General features: G+C 41.9%; 16 protein-coding genes and 1 pseudogene. 7 read left to right on the forward strand and 10 right to left on the reverse strand.

The features are described 5' to 3' along the window. Positions 1-3 precede the first annotated feature (3 nt). From A3217_RS04480 to A3217_RS04495, 4 genes are all read right to left on the reverse strand, one after another. Complete coding sequence (locus A3217_RS04480) at positions 4-576, reverse strand: anthranilate synthase component II (RefSeq protein ID WP_066388450.1); 573 nt, start codon at positions 574-576, stop codon at positions 4-6. Between the two features lie 102 nt (positions 577-678). Continuing rightward, on the reverse strand, positions 679-2,166 hold the full coding sequence (locus A3217_RS04485; protein ID WP_066388452.1) for an anthranilate synthase component I family protein: 1,488 nt from the start codon (positions 2,164-2,166) through the stop codon (positions 679-681). A 3-nt stretch (positions 2,167-2,169) separates the two neighbouring features. Continuing rightward, positions 2,170-2,808 carry a tetratricopeptide repeat protein gene (locus tag A3217_RS04490; protein ID WP_066388454.1) on the reverse strand — a complete coding sequence of 213 codons (639 nt, stop codon included), beginning with the start codon at positions 2,806-2,808 and terminating at the stop codon, positions 2,170-2,172. Between the two features lie 18 nt (positions 2,809-2,826). Then, entirely contained in the window at positions 2,827-3,447 is a 621-nt protein-coding gene (locus A3217_RS04495; RefSeq protein ID WP_082807873.1) for a tetratricopeptide repeat protein, read from the reverse strand. A gap of 181 nt (positions 3,448-3,628) precedes the next feature. Here A3217_RS04495 and A3217_RS04500 point away from each other — a divergent pair, with 181 nt between their 5' ends. The 7 genes from A3217_RS04500 to A3217_RS04530 all read left to right on the forward strand — a co-directional run bounded on the left by A3217_RS04500 (position 3,629) and on the right by A3217_RS04530 (position 9,462). Beyond that, positions 3,629-4,375, forward strand: coding sequence for a (Fe-S)-binding protein (locus A3217_RS04500; protein WP_066388457.1), 747 nt, complete (start codon positions 3,629-3,631; stop codon positions 4,373-4,375). An 18-nt stretch (positions 4,376-4,393) separates the two neighbouring features. Beyond that, on the forward strand, positions 4,394-5,863 hold the full coding sequence (locus A3217_RS04505) for a LutB/LldF family L-lactate oxidation iron-sulfur protein (protein WP_066388459.1): 1,470 nt from the start codon (positions 4,394-4,396) through the stop codon (positions 5,861-5,863). Continuing rightward, the gene (locus A3217_RS04510; protein WP_066388462.1) at positions 5,856-6,545 is read left to right on the forward strand and encodes a LutC/YkgG family protein; all 690 of its coding nucleotides are present in this window, start codon (positions 5,856-5,858) and stop codon (positions 6,543-6,545) included. Before A3217_RS04505 ends, A3217_RS04510 begins: the two co-directional genes overlap by 8 nt. A 2-nt stretch (positions 6,546-6,547) precedes the next feature. Continuing rightward, complete coding sequence (locus tag A3217_RS04515; protein ID WP_066388464.1) at positions 6,548-7,174, forward strand: ribonuclease HII; 627 nt, start codon at positions 6,548-6,550, stop codon at positions 7,172-7,174. 140 nt (positions 7,175-7,314) lie between these two features. Further along, positions 7,315-8,160: a fumarate hydratase gene (locus A3217_RS04520; protein ID WP_066388467.1), complete on the forward strand. Its 846-nt coding sequence runs from the start codon at positions 7,315-7,317 to the stop codon at positions 8,158-8,160. A gap of 18 nt (positions 8,161-8,178) precedes the next feature. Next, complete coding sequence (locus tag A3217_RS04525) at positions 8,179-8,742, forward strand: Fe-S-containing hydro-lyase (RefSeq protein ID WP_066388470.1); 564 nt, start codon at positions 8,179-8,181, stop codon at positions 8,740-8,742. Positions 8,743-8,856: 114 nt separating this feature from the next. After that, the gene (locus tag A3217_RS04530; RefSeq protein WP_066388473.1) at positions 8,857-9,462 is read left to right on the forward strand and encodes a bacteriohemerythrin; all 606 of its coding nucleotides are present in this window, start codon (positions 8,857-8,859) and stop codon (positions 9,460-9,462) included. 47 nt (positions 9,463-9,509) lie between these two features. On the opposite strand, the gene A3217_RS04535 is transcribed toward A3217_RS04530, so the two are convergent. The 6 genes and pseudogenes from A3217_RS04535 to A3217_RS04560 form a co-directional block, all read right to left on the reverse strand. After that, positions 9,510-10,100: a ribosome maturation factor RimP gene (locus A3217_RS04535; RefSeq protein WP_066388476.1), complete on the reverse strand. Its 591-nt coding sequence runs from the start codon at positions 10,098-10,100 to the stop codon at positions 9,510-9,512. 21 nt (positions 10,101-10,121) lie between these two features. Beyond that, complete coding sequence (gene rbfA / locus A3217_RS04540; protein ID WP_066388479.1) at positions 10,122-10,481, reverse strand: 30S ribosome-binding factor RbfA; 360 nt, start codon at positions 10,479-10,481, stop codon at positions 10,122-10,124. A 73-nt stretch (positions 10,482-10,554) separates the two neighbouring features. Continuing rightward, positions 10,555-11,976: a glutamate--tRNA ligase gene (gene gltX / locus A3217_RS04545; RefSeq protein WP_066388481.1), complete on the reverse strand. Its 1,422-nt coding sequence runs from the start codon at positions 11,974-11,976 to the stop codon at positions 10,555-10,557. Between the two features lie 213 nt (positions 11,977-12,189). After that, positions 12,190-12,486, reverse strand: a pseudogene (locus tag A3217_RS09680) (methyl-accepting chemotaxis protein); the annotation flags it as partial. A 1,318-nt stretch (positions 12,487-13,804) separates the two neighbouring features. Further along, the gene (locus A3217_RS04555; protein ID WP_066388492.1) at positions 13,805-14,041 is read right to left on the reverse strand and encodes a hypothetical protein; all 237 of its coding nucleotides are present in this window, start codon (positions 14,039-14,041) and stop codon (positions 13,805-13,807) included. A 20-nt stretch (positions 14,042-14,061) separates the two neighbouring features. After that, complete coding sequence (locus A3217_RS04560) at positions 14,062-15,414, reverse strand: DUF3373 family protein (protein WP_066388494.1); 1,353 nt, start codon at positions 15,412-15,414, stop codon at positions 14,062-14,064. Between the last annotated feature and the right edge of the window lie 517 nt (positions 15,415-15,931).

Raw genomic sequence — 15,931 nt, forward strand, 5'->3', positions numbered from 1 at the left:
AATCTACACTTTGCAAAGGCGTAAGAGATTTTGTATCATTTTTTCACCCATAGGCGTGAGGATAGATTCTGGGTGAAACTGCACACCAAAGATAGGATAACTCTCGTGCTCTAGCGCCATAATTTCACCATCACTCGTGCTAGCGGTAACCTTGAGGCATTGTGGGAGTGGAGGAATGGCGCAAAGTGAATGATAACGCGCCACCTGCATAGAATCTGGAAATCCTGCAAAAAGGCGCGAAGTCCCCTCAAGGCTTGCAAGCGAAGTTTTGCCGTGCATAATGCTTTTTGCATAGCTGACTTTTCCACCAAAGGCACACACGATAGCCTGATGCCCCAAACACACGCCAAAAATGGGAATCTGTGCGCCAAGCTCTTTGACTGCCTCAATGCAAATGCCCGCATCTTCTGGCTTACCGGGTCCGGGTGAAAGCACAATAAGAGAGGGTTTGAGCGCGAGTATTTCTTGCACATTTAGCGCGTCATTGCGCACAACTTTAATCTCCACGCCAAAAGAACCCAAAAGCTGGTAGAGATTGTAAGAAAAGCTGTCGTAATTATCGATTAAAAGTATCATTTAGGCTTCCTTTTTGTGGATTCTGTGCTCGGATTTTCGCGCTAGATTCTGAACTAGACTCAGATAGATTGTAAAAATGCACACCTTTGGCCAAAAGAAATCTTAGCCTATCCCCTCTTGCGCCATCTTGGCGGCATTGAGCACGGCTCTTGCTTTGTTTTGGCACTCTTCAAATTCTTTCTCTGCTTGACTTTCTATCACAATGCCCGCACCTGAACGGATACAGAGATTTTCACCTTTTTTATACATAAGCCTAATGGCAATGCAAGTGTCCATATTCCCCGAAAAGTCAAGATACCCAATCGCCCCGCCATAAATCCCGCGCTCACTTCCTTCCAACTCGTGGATAATCTCGCACGCGCGGATTTTTGGCGCACCGCTAAGCGTGCCAGCAGGTAAAATCGCCGCGATTGCATCAAGGGCATTTTTACCCTCTGCGATTTGCGCACTAATAGTCGAGCCAATATGCATAATGTGAGAATTGCGTTGGATTCCCATATATTTTTCAACCTTCACGCTCCCAATTTGCGCTATTTTCCCAAGGTCATTGCGCCCTAAATCAACAAGCATATTATGCTCTGCAAGCTCTTTTTCATCGCTTAGCAATTCTTCTTCAAGGCGTTTATCTTCCGCTTCATCACTCCCACGCGGACGCGAGCCAGCCAGCGGGTAAGTATAAAGCTTAGTATTTTCTAGCTTCACAAGCGTCTCAGGCGAGGCTCCGGCAAGCTCAATATCATCACTGCAAAAATAAAACATATAAGGCGAAGGGCTAGAAACGCGCAAGATTCTATACACATCAAAAAGGCTGCCTTGCGCCTTTGCGCGCAGTGGATTTGAAAGCACAACCTGAAAAATATCGCCCTCCTTTATGTATTCCTTTGCTGTTTCTATCATTTGAGAGAATTGTGCTTTGTTAAAATCCGCCTTTGGCTCTTCAAAAAGCTCTAAAGGCGCAATCTCGCATTTTTTACCACTATGCAAAAGCGCACGTAGAGAAGCTAGCTTTTCCACACCTTGTGCGTAGCTAGATTCTAAATTTTCAAGCTCAATATTTGTGATGAGCACAATTTTTTGCTTAAAATTATCAAACGCAAGAAGCGTATCAAAAAGCATCAAATCCACATCGTTAAACTCGCTATTTTGCGCGCTAAAATCAAGGCGCGATTCCACATAGCGGATATATTCATAAGAAAAATATCCCACAAGCCCACCACTTAAAGGTGGCAAACACTCTATTTTGGGGCTTTTATAACGCGCCAAAATCTCTTCAATTGCCTTTTTTGGCTCGCCGCTAAACTGCTTAGTTCCTTGAGAATCCTTAATGCAAATGTCCCAATTTTTACACACAATCTCTAAACTAGGCTCAAATCCTAAAAAGCTCCAACGACCCCAACGTTCTCTATCTTCGACACTTTCTAGTAAAAACACATGCTTTGAGTGCGCTTTTAAGATTCTAAGTGCTTCAATGGGCGTCAAAAAGTCAGAAAAAAGCTCTCTTACGATAGGCACACGCTTATAGGTGCTAAGATTTGGGATTTGCAAGATTTGTTCCAAACTCGGATAAATAACATTATGTGTGTTTTGCATCGATTACTCCAAACTTTTATACATTTCGCAGCCTTCTTGCAAGCCCATATCACAGCTTTGCCCAAAGAAGCTTTTTGCAGTGAGCCTGTTTTTTTCAACTCCCCTACCCTTGTGATACATTCTACCCAGATTCACACACGCTGTGGCACTTCCACCAATGCAGGCTTTTTCATACAAACTTGCTGCATAAGCGACATCTTTGCTTACAAGTATGCCCCGCTCTACCATACGCGCGAGATTATTACAAGAATCTGCCTCGCCTTTAGAACACGCTGCTTGATAGAATCTAAACGCAACTTGATAGCTTTGTCTCACGCCCAAGCCCTCTTCATATAGCCCGCCAAGATTCGTGCAAGAAAGCAAATGTCCCTGCTCACAAGCGACTTTGTAATAATATGAGGCTTTGGAATACCAATGCTCGCCACGCTCGCCCTTTGCATACAACACACCAATTTTGTAGCAGTCCTCGATATTCCCGCTCGCGCAAGTCTCTTTAAGTGCTTTAATGGCTTGTGTGAGCTGTGGAGATTCGTAATGTTTAGAGCTACCATCTGCAAGTTGCGAAGTTTTTTGCAATTTTTTATTACACGCACCTAGAAAGACGATTAATACGCCTAAAATTAGGATTTTTGCTATTTTCATACCTTTCCTCGCGCTAGATTATTTGAGATTGAGCTGTTTGTATTTATCACAACCGAGTTGATAGCCAAAGTCGCAAGAAAGCCCAAAATATTCTTTCCCCATATTTTTGTCTTTTTTCACGCCTTTGCCCTCCATCGCTAAAACTGCGAGATTGTAGCAACCTTTGGGACTTTTGCCAATGCAAGCATCAGTATAATAAAGCCCTGCTTGCACGGGGTCTTTTTTCTCTATTCCATAGCCATTTTCAAACATCACACCTAAATTATTGCACGCATCCGCATTGCCCCTCTGGCAAGACATATCATACAGTTCTAAACTTCTTTGGTAATCCTGCCTCACGCCAAAACCTTGAAAAAATAAAACACCCAAATTATTGCACGCTGGCAAATACCCCGCATTGCACGCACTTTCATAATAACTCACACTTTTATGATAATCCTGCTTAATATTTTCACCATCGCTATACAAAATTCCAAGCTCATAGCACGAGGACACATCGCCATTATCACAGCTTTGCGCAAAAAGTTGCAATGCACGTTTTACATTTCCCTTATTAAGCTCATTGCGCGCTTCTTTATCGCTAGCCGTTAGCACATTTGCAAAGACGCATAAAAGCACTGCATAAATACAATGTTTCATTCTTACTTCTCCTTTAGCCCAAAGCTCTCCTAAGGCAAATCAGCGCGACATTCTAGCAAAATAAAGCTACAAAAAGGCAATTTAAATATATTTTGTGTGCAAAATTTTATTTTTAAAGATTCTCATTAATCACAGCATTATAAAATCTAGCACACCATATTTTACACAAGGAAGGAAGCTCATGCAAGAACAAAAAAAAGTGTATTTTTTCTCCACCTGTATTGGTGCTGCGACGTGTTCGAATACCTGCATAAATGCTATTAAGCTTTTGCAAAAGGAAGGTGTTGAAGTCATTTTCAAAAAAGACCAAACCTGTTGCGGACAACCCACTTTCAACTCTGGCTATTATGAGGAAACCAAAAAAATCGCCCTGCATACTATGGAACTTTTCAAACAAGATATTCCTATTGTTCTGCCAAGTGGTTCATGCACCGGAATGCTAAGGATTGATTATCTTGAGCTTTTTAAGAACACGGAATACGAGGAGCGCGCGCGCAAGTTTTGCTCTCGAATCTATGAGTTAAGCGAATATCTCATCAAAATCGGCGCAAGCTACGAAGACAAGGGCGCACCTGTTTCTATCACTTGGCATAGCAATTGCCACGCACTGCGCGTTGCAAAATGTGTAGATTCTGCAAAAACACTTTTAAGAAGTTTGAAAAATGTGGAGCTTATCGAGTTAGAGCGTGAAGAGGAATGTTGCGGTTTTGGTGGGACATTTAGTGTCAAAGAACCTGAAATTTCAAACATAATGGTAAGTCGCAAAATCGAAGACATAAAAGCGCGCAACGTGGAATATATAATCGCCGGCGATGCAGGTTGTGGGCTTAATATCAGCGGTGCGATGAAAAAACAAGGTGTAGGTGTAAAATATATGCACCTATACGACTTCCTTGCCACGCGCATTGGTATTGCGGATTCTAAGTAGATTTTATAAGGAGGGAAAATGAGTGCTACACATAATCAGTCCAGAGGCAAAGAGCTTAAGCAAAAATACCACGAAGCCATTAATGAGGGGCTAAACAACAAGCAACTACGCACCAATTTGCTAAACGCAATGGATACTCTGCGCGGGAATCGCAAGAAGCTTATTAACGCGTGCTTTACCGACTGGGAGGGACTGCGCGATAAGGGCAAGGAGCTAAAACAAAAGAATCTACGCCATTTAGATGAAATCCTAGAAGCCTTTGAGAAAAACGCCACGCGCAATGGTATGAAAGTGCATTGGGCGTGCAATGCAGAGCAGGCAAATGAGATTATTTTCAACCTTATGCAAGAGCGCGGAATCACAAAGATTCTAAAAGGCAAATCAATGGCAAGCGAGGAGATTCACTTTAATAAATTTTTAGAATCTAAAGGCTTACAAGCGATTGAAACGGATTTAGGCGAGGTGATTTTACAGCTACTAGGCGAAACGCCCGTGCATATCGTTGCCCCAGCGATTCACAAAAACCGCTATGAAATCGGCGAACTTTTTCATAAAAAAATCCCAAATGCACCTTTAGAATCTGAACCTGAAAAGCTCAATGACATTGCGCGAACCTATATGCGCAAGGAGTTTGAGGGCTTTAAAATGGGGCTTAGTGGTGTAAATTTTGGAATCGCAAATGAGGGTGCAATATGGCTTATTGAAAATGAAGGAAATGGGCGTATGAGCACTACTGCACCGGATATCCATGTTGCAATTTGCGGGATTGAAAAGGTGGTGGAGAGCTTTGAAGATGCAGCGATTTTAGATACCTTGCTAGCACCTTCCGCAGTTGGCACGCCCATTACTTGCTACAATAATATCATTACTTCCCCGCGCAAAGAGGGCGAGCTTGATGGACCAAAAGAAGTGCATATCGTGCTACTTGACAATAATCGCTCAAATATGTTGCAAGATTCACACTATTATCGCGCGATGAGCTGTATCCGCTGTGGGAGCTGTCTCAATCACTGCCCGGTGTATGATAAAATTGGCGGACACGCGTATCTTAGCACCTATCCCGGACCTATTGGCGAGGTGATTAGCCCGCAACTTTTTGGAATCAATACCTGCTCGCCCATGCTTGATTTATGCTCGCTTTGTGGGCGTTGCTCGGAGGTTTGCCCGGTTAAAATTCCACTAGCAGATTTGATCCGCGATTTACGCAGTGAGCGCGTAGGACAAGGACGCAAAAATATCATAGGGAATGATGGCAGCACGCAAAATCCTACTGAAATTAGCCAGATGAGGCAATTTGCAGTCATAGCGACAAGTCCCAGTAAATGGCGCTTTGCGATGCGTGTAGTTGGAACTTTTGGATTCTTGGGTAAATTTGTCGCGCCGTATTTACCGCTTATCAAAAATTGGGTGAAATACCGCGAATTTCCACAAATTAGCGGTGGGCTACACGCAAAAGTTTCAAAAATGCAAGGGGTGATTTATGAATAACACAGCAAATACCGCAAGAGACGAGATTCTAAGTAGGTTAAGAACTTCTATTAGTAAAAATACGCATATCCCAAACCACGCGCCGTGCTTTGAGGGCGCGATAAAAATGGGGGGTGCATTGCTTGAGACTTTTAAGACAAATCACAGCAACAATAAGGGCATTATCGTAGAATCTACAAAAGAAAATCTGCCCGCCACGATTGCAGAGATTTTGCGCGAAAATGAGGCAAAAGAAGTGCTTTATAATGTTGATATTGATGTGGATTCAAGCACGCTTAGCGCGAGTGTGAGTGCTACAAGTGGCACAAATCTCGTGCCTTACACAAAAAGCGTTGATGAAATCCGCTCGCAACTTTTTTCCATCGATACTTCCATCGTGCAAGCGCGTTGTGGGGTTGCGGATTTGGGGATTTTATGCCTTAGCGCAAACAAGGACGCTCCACGCCTAAGCTCGCTTATTACTAACACTTGCATTTATTTGCTTCCAAAAGAAAATATCGTTCATCATATTTTTGCTGGAATTGAATTTGCAAAAAGCTATGAGCGTGCGCGTAGCGGAGATTCTAATTATCTGCCGACAAATATTATTTTTGTCGCTGGACCTTCGCGCACAGCGGATATTGAGCTTATCACCGTTTTTGGTGTGCATGGACCGCGCAAAACTTATGTTGTGTTGTATTAGGCGTGATTTGTGGGATTGATGAGGCTGGGCGCGGATGTTTGTGCGCGAGCCTTTTTGTATGCGGGGTGCTAGGCGAGGAAAATACGTTAAAAAATCTTGGCATTAAGGATTCTAAAAAGCTCACGCAAAGCGCGCGTTTTGCTAAAGCACAAGCCTTGAAGGAACTCGCACAAGTTGGCGCAATTGCTTATAAACTCATAGAAATAAGCGCGGAAGAAATCGACACACTTGCCTTAGGTGTGTGTATGCAAAAGGCGCTAAAAGAGATTATAAGCCATTTTGCAAGTTTTGATTTTAAGACAGAATCCAAGCTCTTTCTTTTTGATGGAAACACGACTTTTGGGCTTCCTAGAGAGTTTGTAGATTCTCACGCAAGCGCGTGTATTTCACTGCAAACACTCATCAAAGGCGATGATAAAAATCTCCTTATCGCCGCTGCTTCAATCCTCGCAAAAAGCGCAAAAGATTCTCAAATGATTGAACTTGATAAAATTTATCCGCAATATGGCTTTGCCAAACACAAAGGCTATGGCACAAAAGCGCATATTGGCGCGATTGAGATATTTGGACTTACACCATTACATCGTAAAAATTTTTGTAAAAATCTTTTCACTCCAACGCTTCTATAATCAACTTCAAATCAATCCCAAAAAGCAAAAATTACCACTTACAAAGCAAGATACAGCGAACAATCCTAACCTTAATACATACTTAAGCAAAGTAAGTATAGACTACAAGCGCAATACAAAATAAGGGGGGGGGGAAAACAATGAAAGAGGTGCAATGCCAAGACATTACGCAAGCAGTCGCAAAACTCGCGATTGAAGCCTGTTGTGTGCAAACAGATGATATAAAAAGAGCATTTAAAAAAGCTAGAGATTCTGAAACTTCACCTTTGGGGAAAAATATCCTTGACACGCTTATCGAAAATGGCAAAATCGCACAGGAAAATATGATGCCAATCTGCCAAGATACGGGTATGCTGGTGGTTTTTGTCGATGTGGGACAAGATGTGCATATTGTGGGCGGTTACCTAGAAGATGCAATTAATGAAGGTGTGAAAAAAGGCTACACAGAGGGCTATTTGCGAAAATCTGTCGTAAGCGAGCCACTTTTTGAGCGCAAAAACACTACAAATAACGCACCCGCAGTAATTCACACAAGAATAATCCCGGGGGATAAAATCCATATCCAAGTTGCGCCAAAAGGCTTTGGTAGCGAGAACAAAAGCATTTTGAAAATGCTCGTGCCAGCTGATGGTATTGAAGGGGTAAAAAAGGTGTTTTTAGAAGCTGTCAAATTAGCCGGACCAAACGCCTGTCCGCCGATGGTTATAGGCGTAGGCATAGGCGGAACAATGGAAAAAGCCGCGCTTTTAGCCAAAAAGGCAGCTGTACGTGAGACAGATTCTAAAAATCCAGACCCACGCTATGCAAAACTAGAAGATGAATTGCTAGAAATGGCAAATGCCACAGGCGTGGGACCGCAGGGCTTAGGCGGGATTACCACAGCATTTAAGGTAAATGTAGAATGGTATCCAACACATATCGCAGGACTTCCCGTAGCAATCAATATCAACTGCCACGCAGCGCGTCACTGCGACATAGAACTATAAGCTTTCAAGGAGGCAACAATGAGCAACACACAAATAAGGAAAATTACCGCACCTTTTGATAAAAAAGTCGCCAAAAGCTTAAAAGCTGGAGAATCTGTGCTGATTTCTGGCACGATTCTAGTCGCAAGAGATGCCGCACACAAAGCCCTGACAGAAGCCTTACAAAGAGGTGAAAAACTGCCGGTGGATTTACGCGGAGAGACAATCTATTACTTAGGACCAAGCCCTGCAAAGCCGGGCAACCCCATCGGCTCAGCTGGACCAACCACAAGCGGGAGAATGGATAAATACACGCCAACTATCATAAAACAGGGCATTAGCGGTATGATAGGCAAGGGCTACCGCTCGCAAGAAGTGGTGGATTCTATGGTGGAAAATGGCGTGGTGTATATGGTGGCTGTGGGCGGTGCGGCGGCACTTATCTCTAAAACGATTAAAAAATACGAAGTGCTAGCCTACCCAGAGCTCGGACCTGAAGCGGTGGCGCGCATTACGATTGAAAATTTCCCAGCAATTGTGGCGATTGACACGCAGGGGAATAACTTTTATGAGGCTGGGCAAAAACCTTATAGAAAAACTTAAGGAATGAAACATTATAATGCTAATTTTATTTAATTTTAAGAATTTGCTGATTCTAGATGCCTAAAAGTAAAAGAATTAGTAATTCTATTAAACAAAAACAAGGAACTTTGTAGAATGGATATGCCCACGTGGAGTGATGAATACTCTGTCCATAATGACACTATTGATAGCGAGCACAAGAGACTTTTTGAGCTTGCTGAAAAAGTCTATCAATTAGCGCATAAATCAACAAATCGAAATGAAGTCAAAGGTGTATTAAGCGAATTTTTTGACTATATGCGCGAGCATTTCTCACACGAGGAAAAATATATGCAATCTATTGGCTATCCGCATTTAAACGAACACAGCAAGATTCATAAAACCATTATGGTGGATATGGCGCATTTGGTGAAAAACGCGCATTCCCTACGCGAGCTCAAAGAAAAACTGCTTGTCATTACGCGTGATTGGCTTATTGGACATATTATGCAAGAGGATATGAATATTGAGCGGTGGCGCGCCCTGCAAGTAGCGGATAACAACATCAAGCAAATTTTTGGCGATAACGAAGTAAGTGGGGATTTTTGCAACATCGCAGATAAACCAAAAAGTTATATTTATCAATGCCATTGCAAAATCCACAGATTCCAAAAAGAAGCCCATCAAAAACTACAAAAACTAGAATCTAATGTGCTATGCAAGGAGTGCAAATATCCGCTAGAATTTCTCCGTGAGGAATAAACTACACTCTAAAAGATACAACTGCGCTAGATTCTCGCCAAATACGCTTAAAACCTAAACACGCTTTTTGCTTTTTTAATCTCTGCAAATGAAACAAAGATTTTTTCTTTTGTAGGCGCGGCGGTGTTTTTACTCGTTCGCGATTTGTTAGAATCTACTATTTCTAGCAAGAGTGCGCCTGCAAATTCCGTGTTTTCTGTGTTTTCATTTAGTCCGACAAGTAGCCCGCTCACCTCACTTTTATCCGCGCGCTTAATACTAATCTCTTCAAGCAAGCTATAAAGAAAATGCTCCTCTTTTTTTAGCACGCGCTCCAACCCCGGCGAACTCACTTCCAAAAAATACGCGTTTGTGTGCGTCAGCTCCACATCAAGCATAGGAGAGAGCGCCTCGCTAAAACGCGCGCATTCCTCAAGCGTAATCCCCTCTCGCTTTGGCAGAAATTCCAACTCGCTAGATTCTATAAAACCCCGCGATTGCAGACTTTTTAGCACTTTCAAAGATTCGGAATCTAACTCTTTGCTTAAAAACACGCGTAAAATGCTATGCTCATTTTCTTTCGCCCACATCACATCATAAAGTACAAACCCCATAGATTCCGCAAGTGCGCGGATTTTTTGCTCCAAATCCACCTGCATTTAATTTCCTTTTAAAATTTCTTACTCTTCTTTTTGTCGCTCTTTAGCAATTCGCGCAAAAATCGCGTCCAAATTCTCGCCATCACGCATAGAATCATCAAAATAAAAGCTAAGCTCCGGACATTTAAACCACGAAGTAGCACTCAATGTGTATTCTCTAAGCATTGGGCTTGCTTTTTTAAGCGCGCTCAAAATACCTGCGCGCTCACTTTGGGCAATATCGCTAGATTCAATAAACACCTTCGCGTGATACTTGCCAGATGAGCACAGCACGCGCGTGATCGAAAGCGTATTAAGCTTAGGATTAGCAAGCTCACTTAGCGCGAGATTTAGCACCTCTTGCAAAAGCGCTTGTGTTTTTTGCAGTTTGATTTCATTCATTATCGCGCACCTTGCATTTTATATGTTTTCGCATTTTGATAGCCTGCATTTTCACACATCTTGCGTTTTTGCTCTATTTCATTGGATTTTTTGCAAGTAAAGATTCAATGCGCACGCAAGATTCTCTATTTCCTAACACAAAAAGTGCGCAGGGCACACCTATACCCCCGCCCTTGCCCAAAAGCGCCAAACGCACAAGGGGCATACATTGCCCAAGTTTCAAATGTTTGCCCTCACAAAATGTATGCAAAAATTCCTCGCATTCCTGCTCGCTTTGAAACTTCGCATTTTTAAGTGCCTCGCTCAATGCGTGCAAAAACTCGACACCTTGAGAATCTAGCTTATTTAAAAGCTTAGAATCGTATTCCTTAGGCGCATTTAGCACTTCGTTAAAATTCTTTGCAAACTCTATAAGCGTTTTGCTCCGCTCTTTTAGTGCGTTAAAAAGTGCTTCACGCACAGATTCCCTCTTTTCCTCATCGCATTCGCTCATACACGCAAAACTTTGCAAAGGTTGCGCGCCAAAATCAATCAGCAAAGATTCTAGCTTATGCGCTGGCGTTTGTTTGATATAGTGATGATTGAGCCACAAGAGTTTTTCTTCGTTGTAGCTCGAAGGCGAGGAATTAAGCTTGTAAGGGTCAAAAACCTCCAAAAGCCGCTCCATACTAAAAATTTCCTCATCGCCATAACTCCACCCAAGACGCACCAAAAAATTAAGCAAAGCCTCTGGCAAATAGCCTAGCTTCTTGTATTCCATCACGCCCATCGCGCCATCGCGCTTGCTTAGCTTTTTGCCTTGAGGGTTGAGAATCATAGGCACATGAAAAAACTTCGGCACTTCAAAGCCTAGCGCTTGATACACCACGATTTGTTTAGGCGTATTGCTTAGGTGATCATCTCCGCGTATCACATCACTCACACCCATCAGCGCATCATCGATTGCCACGACAAAATTATAAGTCGGACTACCATCGCTACGTGCGATGACAAAGTCATCAATTTCGTTCGCATCTACGCTAATGCACCCTTTCACGCCATCTTCAAAGCTAATCACTCCTTGCAATGGTGCTTTTATCCTCACCACCGGCGCAATCCCCTCTGGTGGCGTACCTGTAAAATCACGATAGCGATTGTCGTATTTCCACTTTTTGCCCTGCGCCTCCGCTTGCGCGCGCAAAACCTCTAGCTCCTCTTTACTCATATAGCAATAATACGCCTTGCCCTCTTCTAGCAACTGCTTGACATAGCGCGCATAGAGCGCAAAACGCTCGCTTTGATATATAATTTCTCCATTATGCTCTAAATCCACCCATTGAAAGGATTCTATAATCGCCTTTGCCGCATTGTGGGAATTGCGCGCTAAGTCAGTATCCTCAATACGCAGCAAAAATCTACCATTATTTTTACGCGCATAGAGGTAGTTAAAAAGTGCTGTGCGTAAGCCTCCAATGTGAAGGTAGCCCGTAGGTGAAGGAGCAAATCGTGTTGTCATCGCGCGTCCCTCCTAGAATCCATTAATAACTTTACTTAATATCGCATCGCTTTCTTTAAGCTTCTCAGAGCGCTCAACTACGCTTTTAATAACCTCCGAAGACTTATGCAAAAGCCCATCGATTTCATTGAGTTCATTAATAATCCCGCGCGTTTGCTGTGTGATAGCAGCAGAACCCTTAGATTGTTCATCTGTATTTTGCACCACTTCAAGCATAAAGTCTTGAATCGTCTGAATGCTTTGCTTTGAAGTGTCCGCCTCGCGTGAAAGGTCATTAAATGTTTCGGAATTTTGCGTAATTGAGGCACTAATTTCATCAAGTGAGTGCATTACGATATTTATACGCACTTCAATTTCTTGCAGGCTTTTTTGCGTGGATTCTGCAAGCTTGCGCACTTCATCAGCCACGACTGCAAAGCCTCTGCCGTGCTCGCCTGCGCGCGCCGCCTCAATAGCAGCATTGAGTGCGAGTAAATTTGTCTGGTCTGCCACATCATAGATGAGTGAAGAAACATCTTTAATCTGCGTTACACTTTCACTCAAATGTTGAAGTTTAGAGTTTAGCTCATTTTGGCTCTGCACCGCTTGCTCTAGCTCTTGCAAAAGTGAATTTACATGCGAGCTTGTATCATCAAGGCAGTTTTTGCTTTGTGAGATTCTTTGCTGTGAGGCGTTTGAAAGCTCAATGTTAGAATCTAGTGCTTCCACAATGCTATTTCCTGATTGCGTATTTTTGCTTGTGCGCGCGACAATGTCTTTAATGTTTTTCTCCAAATCCGCAATGTATTGATTTAAGCGCATAATCTCCTCTGTCGTATGTCCAGCAACTTCGATAGTTTGCTTCATCTTATCAACAAAGGAATTGATGAAAAGCCCTACAATATGAAGCTCATCTTTTTCGCCTCTTCCAAGTCGCAAAGTCCCTCCTGCGCGTAGTTTTTCCCCACCTTTGCTAACATCTTGCAGATAGGAAACCACACTTTGAGAATCCGCCCCAAAGCGTCTTAAGATTTTAAAGATAATAAGCATACTTGTCGCTGTGATAAGCAAAATCACCAACAACATAAAGAATATAAAATTTGACTGATTTTTTGCAAAATCTCGCATAGAATCTAGCGTTCCTAGATTTTCTAATACCGCAGAGAGAGAGACAGAGTTTTGACTTAAACTCTCCCCAATTTCTTGTATGTTTTTTGTCGAGCTATCAAGCTTTTTGCTCACATCACTTGTCATATCATAAATGCGTTCAATCAAAATTGAATGAATTTCTTGAAAATATTTCTCCAAATTTAAGCATAAATCCTTAACATTTTGAGAGTTAAGCGCGCTTGTGATTTTAGGGTAAAAGCCCTGCAAATCCGCGTCATTCTTAATAAAACTATCATTCCAGCTTGCTGTCATTTGAAGAATAATATTTTTATTTTTTGCGTCATTTGGGTTGATAAGGAGCGAGATAAGCTTCGCATTAATCTGCCCGATAAACTCAAACTGCTCGATAAGCTCCTCATAAGAATCCATCGTTTGGTTTGTCTGGACTATATGCCCTTTCATTATATTGATTTGCTCTGTGGCGTGAGTAGAAAGCTCGTTTAGCGCCTTGAAATTTTCCTCCACACTTTGCAAGCTTTTTGCGTCATAGCTCACAAAGTCTGAAAAAGTGGATTTAAACAAAAAAAAGGAAAGTGCCAAAAGTATGATTAATGCTGATAAAGTCGAAAGCCCGATATTAAGCTTACTTGAAAGGCTAAGATTCTTTAATCTACTTAGTATGCTCTCTTTCTTAGCATTCGCATTCAATTGACACTCCTTTTTTATATAAGTTTAAAATTTATTTACCAGCGACTTGCTCTTTGTTTGGATTATCCGCAGCTTGGGCTATCATACATTTTTCCAAAGTCTTAGCATCTGCGCTATCTGTTACCTTTTTTGACACCCAACGTTGAATCTGACTCATTGTTTTTGAGGCAGGGTCTGGTGCATCATACTTTTGCATTAAAGACGCACAATTAGCTAGGGCAAAACTTGGAATTATCGCTATTAGAGCGATTAAAAGATATTTTTTCATAAGTTTCTCCTTTCTTTAATTTAGAATCGTAGCAAATATGACACCGCAAGATTTTGATTTTTCAAGTATTGATTATCTGTTGCTGCAAAAAGTTGAGGTGTCGTGTATCTATTGTATTGATTTGTGTAGCTTAGGCGGAAAAATTGATTAATATCAATTTGGAAAATCGCATACACATCATGCACTTCACCGCGCGTATTGCGGAAGTTGAATGGGTCATTCACACTGACACGAGAGAAAGCATACCAATACTGGCTTCCGTGGAAGTACTCATAGCCAAGCTTGAAATACGAGCTAAAGTCATAGCGAAAACCTGCATGCACCGCATAGCCGGATTCTTCAGCAAATAAACTGGGGGCGTTCACACCTAAAGAATTTAGGTGTGAATTCACACCCTGTGAGTAAGTGTAAGATACAAACCAATTTAACCCACTGCCTAGCAATCTGTCATTTTCAAAATGCACATTAAGATAGCGAATATCACCAAGATTTGTCGCATTTTTTCCACCTCCAAGCCCATCAGCAATGCTATTTGGCAAACTTTCTTTCGGTGCCGCATAATTGCTAAGGTTAATAAAAGTTAGCATTGCCAAGCTTGTCCCAAAGCTTTTTGGTAAAAATGGCGTTTCAATTGCCCCAAATACGAGATTTGCATCTGCTGTGCTTGATTTTTCAGGGGAGAAAATACTTCCACCACCTGCAAATTCTGTCGGATAGAGAGGCTGATACACTTTTGAGAATCCCGTGCGAATTGCCACATCTTTATTATCTCTAAAAGGATAGTAAGTAAGCACCCCCCCATCACCAAGCGCATTTACTGCTAAGGCTGGATAGGTGCTCATTCTAGCAGAGCCATTGCGGAGATTTGAGCCCGGACCATCAGTGCCGGGCAAACGACCAACCGTCAAAGCAAAGTGATTGCCTAAAAATAAATCCACATAAGCGCGCTCTACATAAATCGCCGAGCTTCCGCCTACACCGCGCCCCGCGTCAAGTGAACCGATAGTAGGAGTTGTAAAAACCAAGTCGCCAAATGCCTTTGTCATTGAAAGACGACCTGTAAATTTTGTATAGTCGTTAATATCTGCTTTCATATTGAGATATAAGCCCATAGCCCATTTATTTGCCTGTGTTGTATTTGGAAAGTCAACTTCTCCTCTGCCACCGTCTCTTGTGAAAACATTATTCATTGTAGCGTTAAAGTCAAGTCCAAAGCGGATTTTATTTAACTCTGCTTTTGTCTCTACTTCTTCAATGAACTTTTCTAGCTCATCGATTTGCTTTTGCAACGCCCTCTCATCTGCTAATCCCGCTGACGCAAAAAGTGAAACACTTAACGCGCCTGCAAGGAAGTTTGAAGTTAGCTTTTTCATTCCTTTTCCTTGTTAATGTAAGATTTAAAACAAAGTTCGGATTATATAAATACAAACACTAAAAAAAACTTAAAATATAAACAAATTTTAACTTTATTCAAAATTTTTTGCTACAAAAACTAAACTTTTTAAGCATTTATTAAGCAAAATTTTTCATAGCAAAAAGTTGAGAAGCTTTAAGATTCTATTCCTTTGAATGTATCACCTTCGCGGAAGTAAATTCCGCTTCGCCTCCGCTACGCGCTCATACTCGGCGTTTTTTAGTTGTTTAGAATCTAAGATTCTAAGATATTTCGCTAACGCTCAAGATGACAAATTGACTTATCATTCTGAGACTTTAGCCGAAGAATCTTAGATTCTGCCTTCTATGGTATAAAGCTCCACTTATAATAATTTGACATAAAAAGTCTGATGTCATTTATTGCCTTTTTTATATCGCCAAGCGATGATTCTAAAGAGCAGAAATTGAATCAATAGACTTATTTACTCGTTTTAGCTCCTCTATTTTAAACTCGAT

Source organism: Helicobacter himalayensis, from assembly GCF_001602095.1.
Lineage (GTDB): Bacteria > Campylobacterota > Campylobacteria > Campylobacterales > Helicobacteraceae > Helicobacter_F > Helicobacter_F himalayensis.

Coding starts and splice junctions, on each gene's coding strand:
- A3217_RS04520 (WP_066388467.1), top strand. CDS start 7,315: ATGAAAGAGGTGCAATGCCAAGACATTACGCAAGCAGTCGCAAAACTC.
- A3217_RS04525 (WP_066388470.1), top strand. CDS start 8,179: ATGAGCAACACACAAATAAGGAAAATTACCGCACCTTTTGATAAAAAA.
- A3217_RS04490 (WP_066388454.1), bottom strand. CDS start 2,808: ATGAAAATAGCAAAAATCCTAATTTTAGGCGTATTAATCGTCTTTCTA.
- A3217_RS04535 (WP_066388476.1), bottom strand. CDS start 10,100: ATGCAGGTGGATTTGGAGCAAAAAATCCGCGCACTTGCGGAATCTATG.
- A3217_RS04560 (WP_066388494.1), bottom strand. CDS start 15,414: ATGAAAAAGCTAACTTCAAACTTCCTTGCAGGCGCGTTAAGTGTTTCA.
- A3217_RS04510 (WP_066388462.1), top strand. CDS start 5,856: ATGAATAACACAGCAAATACCGCAAGAGACGAGATTCTAAGTAGGTTA.
- A3217_RS04505 (WP_066388459.1), top strand. CDS start 4,394: ATGAGTGCTACACATAATCAGTCCAGAGGCAAAGAGCTTAAGCAAAAA.
- A3217_RS04530 (WP_066388473.1), top strand. CDS start 8,857: ATGGATATGCCCACGTGGAGTGATGAATACTCTGTCCATAATGACACT.
- A3217_RS04480 (WP_066388450.1), bottom strand. CDS start 576: ATGATACTTTTAATCGATAATTACGACAGCTTTTCTTACAATCTCTAC.
- A3217_RS04485 (WP_066388452.1), bottom strand. CDS start 2,166: ATGCAAAACACACATAATGTTATTTATCCGAGTTTGGAACAAATCTTG.
- gltX (WP_066388481.1), bottom strand. CDS start 11,976: ATGACAACACGATTTGCTCCTTCACCTACGGGCTACCTTCACATTGGA.
- rbfA (WP_066388479.1), bottom strand. CDS start 10,481: ATGAATGAAATCAAACTGCAAAAAACACAAGCGCTTTTGCAAGAGGTG.
- A3217_RS04500 (WP_066388457.1), top strand. CDS start 3,629: ATGCAAGAACAAAAAAAAGTGTATTTTTTCTCCACCTGTATTGGTGCT.
- A3217_RS04555 (WP_066388492.1), bottom strand. CDS start 14,041: ATGAAAAAATATCTTTTAATCGCTCTAATAGCGATAATTCCAAGTTTT.
- A3217_RS04495 (WP_082807873.1), bottom strand. CDS start 3,447: ATGAAACATTGTATTTATGCAGTGCTTTTATGCGTCTTTGCAAATGTG.